15 protein-coding genes and 2 pseudogenes are annotated in these 12,172 nt (G+C 37.7%); 10 read left to right on the top strand and 7 right to left on the bottom strand.

The genetic code is table 11. From position 1 onward, the window contains the following. Together WIW52_RS00805 and WIW52_RS00800 are read left to right on the top strand one after the other, a co-directional pair. Nucleotides 1–465: pseudogene (locus WIW52_RS00805) on the top strand (IS701 family transposase); the annotation flags it as partial. A gap of 175 nt (nucleotides 466–640) precedes the next feature. After that, nucleotides 641–1,486, top strand: a complete 846-nt coding sequence (locus WIW52_RS00800) for a cytosine permease (RefSeq protein ID WP_337707975.1) — start codon at nucleotides 641–643, stop codon at nucleotides 1,484–1,486. Here WIW52_RS00800 and WIW52_RS00795 read toward each other — a convergent pair. Both WIW52_RS00795 and WIW52_RS00790 read right to left on the bottom strand, forming a co-directional pair. Next, nucleotides 1,437–1,841 carry a hypothetical protein gene (locus WIW52_RS00795; RefSeq protein WP_337707974.1) on the bottom strand — a complete coding sequence of 135 codons (405 nt, stop codon included), beginning with the start codon at nucleotides 1,839–1,841 and terminating at the stop codon, nucleotides 1,437–1,439. The genes WIW52_RS00800 and WIW52_RS00795 overlap by 50 nt on opposite strands. Then, nucleotides 1,822–2,376 carry a hypothetical protein gene (locus tag WIW52_RS00790; RefSeq protein WP_337707972.1) on the bottom strand — a complete coding sequence of 185 codons (555 nt, stop codon included), beginning with the start codon at nucleotides 2,374–2,376 and terminating at the stop codon, nucleotides 1,822–1,824. The genes WIW52_RS00795 and WIW52_RS00790 overlap by 20 nt, the downstream gene beginning before the upstream one ends. 649 nt (nucleotides 2,377–3,025) lie before the next feature. On the opposite strand from WIW52_RS00790, the gene WIW52_RS00785 reads away from it, so the two are divergent. Further along, nucleotides 3,026–3,751 (top strand): hypothetical protein, encoded by a 726-nt coding sequence (locus WIW52_RS00785; protein WP_337707970.1) that lies wholly within the window; start codon nucleotides 3,026–3,028, stop codon nucleotides 3,749–3,751. Between the two features lie 38 nt (nucleotides 3,752–3,789). On the opposite strand, the gene WIW52_RS00780 is transcribed toward WIW52_RS00785, so the two are convergent. Further along, nucleotides 3,790–4,011, bottom strand: coding sequence for a hypothetical protein (locus WIW52_RS00780; protein WP_337707969.1), 222 nt, complete (start codon nucleotides 4,009–4,011; stop codon nucleotides 3,790–3,792). A gap of 332 nt (nucleotides 4,012–4,343) precedes the next feature. Here WIW52_RS00780 and WIW52_RS00775 point away from each other — a divergent pair. Continuing rightward, nucleotides 4,344–5,816 (top strand): annotated as a pseudogene (locus WIW52_RS00775) (MFS transporter). A gap of 51 nt (nucleotides 5,817–5,867) precedes the next feature. Here WIW52_RS00775 and WIW52_RS00770 read toward each other — a convergent pair. Then, entirely contained in the window at nucleotides 5,868–6,287 is a 420-nt protein-coding gene (locus WIW52_RS00770) for an STK_08120 family protein (RefSeq protein WP_337707967.1), read from the bottom strand. Between the two features lie 111 nt (nucleotides 6,288–6,398). Beyond that, nucleotides 6,399–7,043: a uracil-DNA glycosylase gene (locus WIW52_RS00765; protein ID WP_337707965.1), complete on the bottom strand. Its 645-nt coding sequence runs from the start codon at nucleotides 7,041–7,043 to the stop codon at nucleotides 6,399–6,401. Between the two features lie 320 nt (nucleotides 7,044–7,363). Between WIW52_RS00765 and WIW52_RS00760 the strand changes: the two genes are divergently transcribed. From WIW52_RS00760 to WIW52_RS00750, 3 genes are all read left to right on the top strand, one after another. After that, nucleotides 7,364–8,953: a thiamine pyrophosphate-requiring protein gene (locus tag WIW52_RS00760; protein WP_337707963.1), complete on the top strand. Its 1,590-nt coding sequence runs from the start codon at nucleotides 7,364–7,366 to the stop codon at nucleotides 8,951–8,953. 207 nt (nucleotides 8,954–9,160) lie between these two features. After that, nucleotides 9,161–9,556 (top strand): GYD domain-containing protein, encoded by a 396-nt coding sequence (locus tag WIW52_RS00755; RefSeq protein WP_337707961.1) that lies wholly within the window; start codon nucleotides 9,161–9,163, stop codon nucleotides 9,554–9,556. A 135-nt stretch (nucleotides 9,557–9,691) separates the two neighbouring features. Continuing rightward, entirely contained in the window at nucleotides 9,692–9,856 is a 165-nt protein-coding gene (locus WIW52_RS00750) for a hypothetical protein (RefSeq protein WP_337707959.1), read from the top strand. Here the strand turns inward: WIW52_RS00750 and WIW52_RS00745 are convergent. Next, nucleotides 9,831–10,040: a hypothetical protein gene (locus WIW52_RS00745; protein ID WP_337707957.1), complete on the bottom strand. Its 210-nt coding sequence runs from the start codon at nucleotides 10,038–10,040 to the stop codon at nucleotides 9,831–9,833. The genes WIW52_RS00750 and WIW52_RS00745 overlap by 26 nt on opposite strands. Nucleotides 10,041–10,136: 96 nt before the next feature. Here WIW52_RS00745 and WIW52_RS00740 point away from each other — a divergent pair, with 96 nt between their 5' ends. The 3 genes from WIW52_RS00740 (at nucleotide 10,137) to WIW52_RS00730 (ending at nucleotide 11,334) form a co-directional block, all read left to right on the top strand. Continuing rightward, a complete protein-coding gene (locus WIW52_RS00740) occupies nucleotides 10,137–10,313 on the top strand; it encodes a hypothetical protein (protein ID WP_337707955.1) in 177 nt (58 codons plus the stop codon). Between the two features lie 39 nt (nucleotides 10,314–10,352). Then, nucleotides 10,353–10,769, top strand: coding sequence for a hypothetical protein (locus WIW52_RS00735; RefSeq protein WP_337707954.1), 417 nt, complete (start codon nucleotides 10,353–10,355; stop codon nucleotides 10,767–10,769). A 316-nt stretch (nucleotides 10,770–11,085) separates the two neighbouring features. Continuing rightward, the gene (locus WIW52_RS00730) at nucleotides 11,086–11,334 is read left to right on the top strand and encodes a sulfurtransferase TusA family protein (protein ID WP_337707953.1); all 249 of its coding nucleotides are present in this window, start codon (nucleotides 11,086–11,088) and stop codon (nucleotides 11,332–11,334) included. Nucleotides 11,335–11,342: 8 nt separating this feature from the next. On the opposite strand, the gene WIW52_RS00725 is transcribed toward WIW52_RS00730, so the two are convergent. Then, entirely contained in the window at nucleotides 11,343–12,050 is a 708-nt protein-coding gene (locus WIW52_RS00725; RefSeq protein WP_337707952.1) for a DUF72 domain-containing protein, read from the bottom strand. Nucleotides 12,051–12,172: the final 122 nt, after the last annotated feature.

The following is a 12,172-nucleotide window of genomic DNA, read 5'->3' as shown; positions in this document are numbered from 1 at the left end:
CTCCTCAGGGTTGAGTCGGCCCGGGGGACCCTCGAGGAGGTGGAGGGACACCTCCGAGTGGGAGACTTACCCCCCGGAGTCTACTACGCCGACCTGACCTTGGGAGACCGAGTGATTACGGTAAAGTTGCTAGTCCAAGAATATAAAGGTGACTCCGGGACACACGTCAGGTACCTCTACACGACCGATCTCTCGCTCAGCGAGGAGGAGATCGAGGAGGCGTGGAGGATGAGGTGGGAGATTGAGGAGCTCCACAGGGATGTCAAGGCCCTTGGACTGGAGGACTCTTCGTTCTGGAGGAGAGAGAGGCTTCAGGGTTACCTCACGATCTTCACCATCATGGTCAACGTTGTCAGGGAGCTGGTGGGGGCTCTTAACCTGAGGAGCGTGGAGGCGTTCCTCAGGTTCGTTGAACGTTATTTAGGTGGACCGCCTGGGCTGATGAAAATCTTTAAGTTACGTTAAAGTCCCATAACTGCTGTAGCGTTAATTTTTAGCAGCCCGTATTGAAGTGGTTGACAAGACTGAGCGAACCTATAATACTCTTAGGATATCTCCTAACGTGGTCTTACTTCATGCAAAAAGTGAACCGGAACGTTGATATCTTTCTTTATCTACCTCTTCTGGCAACCTTCTCACCATGTTAGCTTTCTTAAACGCCAACATCGCGTTCTGGGCTACCATGGCTATAACAATGCCTGATTACACAAGGTTTGCTAAAAGCCAAGTAGCCCAAACTTTAGGACAAATACCCATGCCCTTCCTCATGTTATCTATCGCAGTTATATCAACTATGACTACTGCTTCTTCCCTCAAGCTTTACGGACAACCTATCTGGGATCCAATAGTCCTTGTGACCTTACATATGTTACCTCCCCTAAACGTGTTTGTGCTTTTAGCCTTCATCTTAGCTACCTTTACGGTAAACGTATTCGCTAACGCTGTAGGCCCTGCTTACGATATAGCCAATACTTTCCCTAAGAAGTTGACGTGGTTTAAGGGATCTTTAGTCCTAATCGTTATAGGTCTAGCATTAGGAGCGTGGAGTTACTACGGTAACGCTTATAACTATATCGAGAATTGGTTGTTGACTTACGGTGGTTTGCTGGGAAGTGTAGAGGGAATAATAATATTCGATTACGCCTTGATAAGGAGGTTTAAGTTCGAACTATTAGACGTTTTCTTATCCAAGGGGCGGTTCAAGTACTGGAAGGGAGTAAACCCTGCTGCCGTAATAACATTCCTAGTTGTTTCCTCACTAATATATTTACCTTACCCGGGCGAGAATACGTTGTTAAGTAACGCATGGGTGTTTTCTTTCATAGCTTCAGGTCTTATTTATACACCACTGATGATACTGTGGGTAATTCCAAAAATACCAGAAGGACTTAAACGGCTCACAACCGGTTATTACTCTTATGTTACGAAAAAGATATTCAACATCTCTCAGAAAGATGACGATAGAAACAGTAAAGATATCCTATGAGTACGGAGGAGACGCCGAAAGAGACTTCAAAAGAGTAAAGCATTAGGGTGGCTAACAAATCGTTACGCATCAATAGAACAGTCAGTCCCGAAATCCCTGCTATTCCTATTGCGATAAGGTTAACGGAAGCTAGGAGACGTGGGAAGAGAAGACCGGTATTGTAAGCTAGCTTAAACAGAGCAAGTGACAACATACCAGTTATTACAGCAAAGGTCACGTGAAGGTAGAGGAAGCCATCTGAGAAACTGACCTTGATTTTTCCATCATCTGCAAGAGCTCTAGCTAGACCTAGAGAGAATGTTACAACGAGTAGTAGACTCGTCAAAAGGGATAGTTTATAAACGCTCTTTAGCATACTCAACCGCCTTCACCTTTACTTCTTCTAGATCCGCTTTAGCCCTTAGGAAACGTAGATTAGACATAACTTGAGACTTAACACTTTCGATTACTGAGAGCCAAGCTGTATCTAGCTCTTCGTTCCTTATTTTTACCTCCATTTCCTTAGCCAAAGACTTTACTCCTAAAAGACATTCAGAATTTACTGGACATCCTCCGCACTTATACGTTTCATTTTCAGCATTATAATAGATAAGTTTCTTATCTTGTGTTACGAATGCTATTCCTTCTGTAACTGAGAGACCATTATGTGAGGGCTTATAAGGTAACAGGACTTTAAAGGACAAAGCGTTGTCTATAAGTAAACCTAGAGCCCTTAGCTTATTCACGATAAAGTAAAAGTAACTTTTACTAATCTCATCCCATTTCTTGTCAGATGCTAAAACCCTTAAGTATGTCTCGTCTCCGAGTTTTACGAAGTCGTCATAATTGACAAATACCACATCATTTGTAAGAACTGGTCTATTTACATTAACAACTCGTAATAAACACATGAATTATAATTTTCAATATAATTAAAAATAACTGTATTCCTAATGACTTACATTAGGAGCATTAACAGAGTTAACAAAACGTCAGGATAATGGATTAATAAGTGGTATATATATATAGATTACATTTCAATTTAAATTAACTATCTTAATTATTACGCGATTTAAACTAAAGTATTATATCTATCCTTCCTTATTAATACTTAATCTTAGAACTTTCAATAAATAGAAAAATAACTATAATAATTAAAATTAGCTCACAGTATTAAGACCCAACGTACATAAATAGCTTTTATCATTTTAAGGATATCTGAATCAAATCCTGATGAATCATAAATTGCCAAATTTTGTATTCACTACTATCAAAATCTGAACCAAATAATCCTGTTTTTCGAACACAAACTAAGGATATTAACATTTCCATTTTAGATTTTAGAGTTGATAAGTTTTCCCAGAATCCCCTTATTAAGTCTCATAATACGGCTGCTATATTGTCAAAGTTTAATATTGTTATGCGATCAAATATTGTAACCACTGAAATGTTATGAACATGTCTAAAATAGTAAAAATATAAATATACACTATAATAATAATATCGGATATGATTAATGATAGAACATTGTACCAAACGCTATCCGATATAGTTAATGTTATGAATGAAATATCAATTAAAGAAGATCGAACATGTATTCCCCTTTCAAGAATAAAAGAGGAAACTAATTTACCTTTGGGAGAATTAAGAAAGGTAATAAAGGAAGCCGAGAAGATGGGAAAAATATTCAGTTGTCAGGATTTAGGTATGAATGAGAGAGGCTATGTAGTAGTAAATCAACAAATGAACTTAACTATTTATAGAAAAGATACTTTAAGACCGATAGAAGTTACAAAGGATTACGTAGTTGTAGAATATAAAATGAATGAGAAATTCGTAAATATGTCTTTAGATTATATTAATCGTATCAATATTAGCTTTTATGGCGATATTGTATGGAACAAAGAATTTTATTATTTTGATTCCACAGGAAATAAGATAAAAAAGTTACTAGAAAAAGACCTATGCCCTAATGATATATGTGTATTTACAATTCCTTTACTTAAGCCTGTACCACCTAGAAGTATTATTTCATTTGGATACGTAACTTACTATTATCTCTATCCTAAAGAAGATTACTTTATATTCGAAATTCCTTTTCCAACTCTTAAACTACTTATTGATGTTGACACAACCATACTCGACGTCTATAATGTTAGATTTACTATGAATGTCGACCCCACTTCATATTCTGTATCTAGAAAATCAAATAAATTTAAATTAGAATCTAAAAACCTCAGTTCTCCCTTAGAAATAATTTTAAATATGCACATAAACAATTTATAATATTAAAATTATTCTTCTTTTAAAATGGTCTTTGACTACTACTGAGGGGAAGCTGCCCCTCCTTTGCTTCCTCCTCCATCAGGCTGGTATAATGTTACTAAGTCACTTCTGCTTATACTCATGTGTAGTAATGATGCTAATTCGCCTGTTACTAATGCATAAATTATTGGACCTGCTACTGCTGCAGCTACTAACATTATTCTACTATAACTTAATACTTTTACATTTGACATTAATTTTGAACTGAATTTCATTTTCATCCTCAATATTATTATCTGTAAACAGATAAATATAAATTTTTTGGCTAATCAGATGTTAAAAACTTTACAAAATTGATTTTGAATTTTTCGTTAACAGTATTATATTTATAATTAGGAACTAATTATTTTTCATTCAAAATGTTTAGTATTATTAATTTAGTGATAGTGTATTACGAATCAATTTTAACTATTTTTAACATAGTTACATCCTTTATTATCATCGACTTTATACGCTATAATCACTTTTTAACTATATATAACTATATATTGCTCTATCTACTACTTTAACAATGTAAAGAATATTTTTAAGTTTATCTTCTACGCGTAAAACCATGAATAAATCGGAATCTCCATTTAAGTCGATATATTCTCTAAAACTGACTTTTACGCATATAAAGATATGGTACGCATCAGGTATGGGAATTTTTTTTCAGACGCATATGACTTGTTAAATATAAGTTATATTCTGGCGATTATAACGGATGCATACAAATATGCGGGAATTATAATACCGGGCTTTACCGAATACTTGGTAGGAAGTAACTCCGCTTTCTGGACTGGTTTACTGGCTTCCTTATCGTTATGGTTTGCGATTATAGGGCAACTATTCTTCGGTTTCTTAGGGGACTACTGGGGAAGGAAAAAGGTATACGGTGTAAAAGCTACTATCCTAAGCATAGGTGCCTTACTGAGTGCACTTTTGCCTAACTTAATTTGGCTTATCATCTTCAGGTTCATACTGGGTATAGGTATTGGCGGAGACACCCAATTTCGGCTACAATAATGAGTGAATATGCCAACGTCAAAGACAGAGGTAAGTTAATAGCTTTAGTTTTCTCAAACCAAGCTCTAGGCTCTATTGCTGCTGCTGTAGTAGGTATATTTTCAGCTCTGTTTTTACCGCCCGACCTTGCTTGGAGGGTAATAGCTGGTGTTGGTGCAATTCCGGCAGCTACAGTAATTTACTTGAGAAGGAAGGTACCCGAAACGCCACGTTACTCCTTGCTGGTTGAAGGTAAGGTAGAAGAAGGCTGCAAAGTTCTTGGGAGCTGATCTGAGCCTATCTCAGGAGATAAAGGCTAAAGAAAGGGACATAATAGACCTATTTAGGTCTTATGGAACCCTGCTTATTGGTACGGCTGTAACGTGGTTTATACTCGATATAGCGATCTATGATACCGGTCTGTATTCTTCGGCAATAATCTCACCGATATTCGGGAGCCCATTCCCTTCCAAGGGCTCGTTAACAGCAGCACAGTTCCATAATGACTTACATACGCACTGTTCTTAGGTGCTGTGCCGTATTTGGTAGGATTTCCCGGTTATTTCACTGCTGTAGCATTGATAGATAGATTAGGTAGGAAATTAATACAGATCCAAGGCTTTGTAATAATGGCTGTCATATACTTAATTGTGAAGGGTGTCATGATAGTCAGCAATACTAAAGTAGAAGGTTTCTTAATCCCGGCTACTACAGCGTTTCTAATATACGCCTTATCTTTCTTCTTCATTAACTTCGGTCCTAATAGACCACTCTCGTGACCCCAGCTGAGGTCTATCCCGTAAGGCTTAGAACTACTGGTCACGGCATTTCTGCAGCATCAGGGAAGTTGAGTGCTGCTATAACTACTTACTTATTCCCCTTGTTGTTGCACCAGCTTGGAATTAAAGACATTCTGATAATGTTAGCCGTGGTTAGCATAATAGGGGCATTACTTACGGTGTTATTTGTCCCTGAGTCCAAGGACAAAAACTTAGAGGAGGAATCTAGAGAGGAAATAGTCACTCCTACGGCATCTGAGTGAGAATTAAAAAGAAGGAAAAAGAAAAAGTTAAACATTTTTCATCGTTACCCTCTAAATCTTTCTTTTTATTCTTTCTAGTGTGATAATTTCTTCAAAATTCTCTTCAAAAGTTTTTACTTTTTTCAACAGCTGCTTAGCTAAGACAATCTCAATAGGGAGATCGGCGACAAACCTTACCTTCAACCAACACTTGCTAACACTAAATTCCAATTCGCCTAATCGGGGCTTTTCGAAATCGGCGATCTCCATGACGTATTTAATACTACTACGTGACGAGAACCTTGTGGAATAAATTACTAAATTATATCGTAGAAAGAATAATCCCCTAAGTGGTATTTCAGCCTTAATTTTACCGTTTTGAGTCTCGACTTTATCAGCTCCGAGCACGTTCTTAAAAGTGAAATGAGGGTCTGAAAGCAATTCTACTACGACAGTCCCGTGAGGATTTTTTACTTGGTTTACGTACTTCACGACGTGAACTTATGTGTTAAGTTATTATACTTATTCGACTTAAGTTATTTACATCTCAATACACAGTATAATAAACCACTTAATTCTATCTCTTATTTGACCGCATCCTCTCTAACATTCAGCTAACTCTTTAGCTCTCCTCAAAATTTTCAACCAGTCTTCCCAGTTGAGTCTTCCAGTCCTCGTATTCTGTGCACTCACGTGATAGCTAGCTAACACCTTATATTTTCCCACTTCGATCTCTTTACCGTGCTCGAAATCAGCTTTTACTCCCAATAATATTGACACACTATAAAACGCTATCCTACCTAAGGGGATAATGACCTTGAGATGCTTCAAAGAGTTAATTTCCTTTATTAACCAGTTTAACGAACATTTCTTTATTTCGTCATTAGTGGGTCTATTCTTGGGAGGAACACACTTCACAGCATTAGTCACGTATACGCATTTTAGTATAAGACCATCATCACGCGAAACACTTTCCGGTTTGTTGGCGAGACCTATTTCGTAAAGTCCCCTGACTACCCATTGTCCGGATTGGTCTCCAGTGAAAGCTCTCCCAGTCCTGTTACCACCATGGGCAGCAGGGGCAAGTCCTACAATAAGGATTCTAGCGTTTGGATCACCAAAGCCTGGGACAGGTTTTGCCCAGTAATTCCATAACTTAAACCGCGGTGGAGGGACTACGGATCGGGCGTAATTCATCAGTCTGGGACAGTGATTACAAGAAAAAAGAGACTCACCGACTAAGTTCATAAAAGACTTCAGGTATACAGTAAATTAAAGGTTATGGATTTTTCTTCCCTACTTTCGTCTAATGTCTCATATCCGCCAAGTGTTAAACGGCGAACCAAATAATTTTTACGTATTCTCATTAAAACCTAATTTTTCATATTAACTATTGCCGATGATGGTAGACGCTTGTATTCTATGACAGAATTGAAAAACCTTACTTTACTTTATTCCGTAAACGCGTACCAAGATTCTAACGGTTTCGAATATAAACGTTAAAGCGTTATACTTTTTCCTCTTTTTTACACCAATCAATATATATTGTAAAAAGACGATATGTAGGCATGGAAAGCGGTGCTAGAATTCTCCTTTCTAAGTTGAAGGAAATGGGCGTTGACAAGATATTTATGGTCTCGGGTACTGATTATGCTGCTTTCATCGAGGAAAAAGTAAGAGACCCGTCCTTGCCCGATTTTATAGTAGTGCCCCACGAGATAACGGCGGCATCAGCTGCTCTAGGTTATTCTTTAGCGGGAAAAATAGGAGTCGTTGCACTCCATACACTGCCCGGAACAGCAAACGCATTGGGTATAATCATTAACGCTTACACTTCCCGTATCCCCCTTATAATAATAGCCGGGAGAAGCCCTTACACGGAAGATGGGAGTACAGCTAGTAGGAATTTACGTATTCATTGGACTCAGGAAGCTAGGGATCAAGGTGAAGTCGTCAGACAGTGGGTTAAGTGGGACTTCGAGATAAGGCGTGCCGAGCAGGTGGAAAAAGCCGTAAACAGGGCTTTTCAGTTAGCGTTTAGCGAACCTACTGGGCCGGTTTACCTCATGATTCCCAGAGAGGTAAGTGTAGAAAAAACTGAGAGAAGGTACGAGAGACCTCTAGCTACTTTTTCTCCGGGTGTTAGGGAGGAGGATTTGGTCAAGGCTAAGAAGTTAATAGAGGAAAGCCGAAACCCCGTTATTGTCACATGGAGAGCTGGGAGGAAGAAAGAGTGGTTCGATAGCTTGAAGTCCTTTGCTGACGAGGTGGGTATCCCAGTTCTGAATTATGTAGGTGAAGTGGTAAATTACGAAGGTGAGATGGGAGTAGACTATTACGACCTATCTCAAACCGACTTGGTCATAGTAGTTGAATCTGAGGTACCTTGGATCCCTAAAAAGGTGAAAGTCAAGGGAAAAGTAATAAGGGTCGACGTTGATCCCTCATATTCTTATATACCGTTTTATGGTTTCCCTTGCGACCTATGTGTACAGTCTACGGTATCAGAGTTCTTCTCTAAACTTAAGCTACCCGAAAAGAAGGAACTGAAAGAGAGGATTAAAGAACTCCATACTGAACAAGAAAAGAAGAAGGCAGAGGAGATTGAGAAGCTCAAAAAAATGAAGGTTGTTCATCCCAAGTTATTATCGTATTATGTGGGCAAGTTAGGCTTAGTCATATTTAACGAGTATCAATTTAATCCCAAATACGCACGCCTAGCTTTCGGACAATATTTTGCAGATCCAGGCTTCGGTCACTTAGGTTGGGCGTTAGGGGGTGGTGTAGGTTATTCTATTGCTAGTGGAAGGAAAGTAGTAGTTACAACCGGTGATGGTGGTTTCATTTTCGGGGTTCCTGAGGCCTTTTATTACACAGTTACAACATATGGAGGTGATGTACTAGTAGTAATCTATGATAACGGGGGATGGTTAGCTAGTGCTGAGGCTGTAGACGAAGTATTTCCAGAGGGCTTAGCAAAGGCTAAAAAAATTTACCCTGGGGCAGATTTTAGAAGATATAACATAGGGGAGACTGTAAAAGGTTTTGGTGGATATTTTAAGTTAGTTGAGCGGCCTGAAGATATAGAGGATAGTTTAAAAGAAGCGTTAAAATACAAGTTATCCATAGTTCAAGTTATAGTTGAGAGAACTAGATAATAAATAATAACTTTTCTATTGTCTGCGGAAATCTTGTTCTTAACTCTTTCTTTTTAGGCATAAAAGAGTCTTCTCTCGTAGAGCGTGTAAGTTTAGTAATATTCATTAAGTACATAAATACATTAATTCTTGTAAATACATTTATATAATTATAATTTTTTAAATACTAGAAAAATATATGAGAACGTTTTTCTTAAATTATAGTTAATGACAACGTTTGTAGTGCTTTCTAACCTAACAGACAAGGGAGCTGAAACAATAGTAGACAAGCCAGAAAGAATAAAAGAGGTCAACGAAGAACTCAGCAAAATAGGGGCCAAGGTCAAGGAGCAATATGTATTATTCGGTGATTATGATTTTGTTAACATAGTTGAGGTAGATAATATAGATGTGTTCTTGAAGGCATTGGTAGAGCTGAATAGTAGAGGTACAGTTAGAACTAAAACGTATTTAGCTATGCTTGTTGAACAAACAATCCATGCAATAAAGACAACACCGTTAGTAGGGGTCGGACTTTCATTGAGGTTTCATGAATTTGTATTCAACCTCTCGTCCTCATTCCCCTTATTTCCCTCCCTATGCGTCTACGGGAGCGGTAGTTAAACCACTCCCTTTGAGGACATGGGGAGTTTCATTGAGTACCTTCCTCCCCCTCACATTGCTCATCGAGTTCATAGTGGTACCCTCCGATTAATTTTTGTAAGTAAAGCTTATAAACTTTACTTTAAATAATCAATCATGGTTCAAGTTACATTCCATTCAAAAATATTCTCAATGGGTCATGATAAATACGGAGACCCAAAATATGCAATATACGTTCCTAAGAGCACTCACGAGAAGATTAAGGGCTTATTGGAAAAGGAGGTGGTAGTAATTGTCATCCTACCAGATGATGAGGAATAGGATTATCTGTTCTAAGAAATCCTTCAAGACCTAACGTATTGCTAGCAACTAGATAATTTTTAGATATAACTTGTAACCCATTATAGTAAAATCCCATATAATTTAAGAGTGGAGTAAATAATGGAGATACAGCAACTGCTCCTCCAGCTATCATCGACAACCTAATAAAGTCACTTCTCTTCATTTTCATCACTAAATTGACTTTACTGAATGATTATTAGAACAAATTTAAGCTAAATTTAAATAGAAGTAAATTTATGGTAGATCTCTAGGGATAGTTATGAGTGTTTATTCACACGATGTTACAATCCAAACTTCTAAGGATAGAGTAGTAAGCGTACTGACGGATCCCTTCCTCCTCACCGGAGTCCTTGGTCATATCAACATACTACAAGTTTATGACCAAAAAGAAGGAAAATATGTAAAACCTTCTTCAATTTCAGGCTTCTCGAACTAGTTCTTAGTAATATACATCTTTGGTACACCATACACAAAGATGAACTTCTTTGAAGGGGAAATGGAAGGTACAGTATACTCGTCAGAGGGTGTAATTTATAGAGGATGGACAAAAGACCAGAAATTTACTTGGGAAATGAAACTCCAAACCAAGGCAATAAAGCCTATGGAAACGCTTGTAAGAATAATTATAACTGCTGACTACAAAGTAGCTGGTCTAGATAAAATACTAAGGAGGAGACCTTTCGTCTTAGCTCAACATATGGTAGAAGATCTCATAATACCGTACATAAAATACCATCTTAAGACCCAGAGCGAAATTGGAATAGAAGATATAACACCGACGAAACTACTGGAAGAACAAGGCGCATTTAGCCAAATATTACAAAAGATAACAAAAGCAAGCGAAGACGTGGAATACGGAATAGTAGTAATAAAAGGAAAAGACGTAAACTGAAGAATATTAATTAAAAACAGAAGAATTGCGAAAATAAATGTGAATTACAACGGACAATTAATACAAGGACAGGACGCTATACTTGAACTAGTAAGTTTATCCGTTACAGTCAGAGCAACACTTTACGCAGTATATATAGATGAAGTATTGATGACAAAACTCGAAAAATACGAATCAATAATACTTTTCAAGGAACCAGCCCTGAATGAATTAAAAATTAGGAGTAAATTGTTTATTTTGTATAATTTTTATCAAATCTAAACTGATAGTTTATAAAGCGGGAATATATTTAGTTTTTTATTGAAAGTATAATTTAATGAATGAAAAAATAAAGAAAAGCAAACCAGACTTAATACTTGACCTAAGAGGAGAACCTTGTCCGGAGCCCCAGATAGAGATCGTAAAAAGACTTAATCAGATGAAAGAGGGTGAAGTTATTGAGATTATAAGTGATAACGAACCAGCAGAGCTTTCAATACCAATGATCTGCGAGTCTAGAGGTTATCCGTGCGAAATAAAAAGAGATGATAACACTTTTAGAATTAGGATCCTCAAAACTAAGTGATTTTTCTATTACTTAGTAGAGAGTAACTTCTTAAATCGTAATGCATCATCAAAAGAGTAGATGTTATTGAACATTACGTACGACCCGTCGGTTACCATGTTCTTCAATACTTTGAGGTCGTCGTCGGTATACTTGTAAGAATAGTTCACTTCACCTTTTCCTATACCGTGAAGTCTGTAGTACTTCACAGTTGTTAATGAAGTGTGCTTGAAGGGGTCTACTACGTGGATTACACCGGACTCCTCTACGACCTTCCTCAATAACTCCAGCTCATTATACCATTCTCCCCTAGGTTCCCAACCATATTTGAATTTCTTGTCAAGGATGGAGAAATAGTCTATGACAACCCTAGCGTTACGGTCGGACGGTTTAAAGGACTCAGGAGACTGGAAAATGACTATCTTAGCGTTCAACTCCTTTGCCTCCCTTAACGTGATCTCAGTAGCTTCCTTAACTTCCTTAGTATCCTTAAACGACCCGTAATTTTTAGCATCTCCGAACTTATGTTTCATTCTCTTGTAGGTACTCGTGTTATACTCGTGAGTTATTATTTGTAGCGCCTTTATTGTGAGCTCTACATTGTTTTCTTCAGCTAACTTCCTCCATTTTTGCAATTGAATGTCACTAACAATGTCGTAAAATGTTTGTTGTACCTCTAAGGTGTCGAAATACCTGAAGTGTTTATAGGTGAAACCGCAAGTACCTACCTTAATCACAATCTGACTTCCTTATATAAAACATATTAGTCAGATCTGGGTAATACAGATCTGACTGGGGTGTAGGCCGTTGACTTCCTTGGGCTTAAAGCCCGGTGGGGAGCTTGGCCGCCTCCAACTCG

The organism is Stygiolobus sp. RP850M (assembly GCF_037389295.1).
Taxonomy (GTDB): Archaea; Thermoproteota; Thermoprotei_A; order Sulfolobales; family Sulfolobaceae; genus Stygiolobus.
This window is presented reverse-complemented; position numbering and strand designations above follow the sequence as displayed.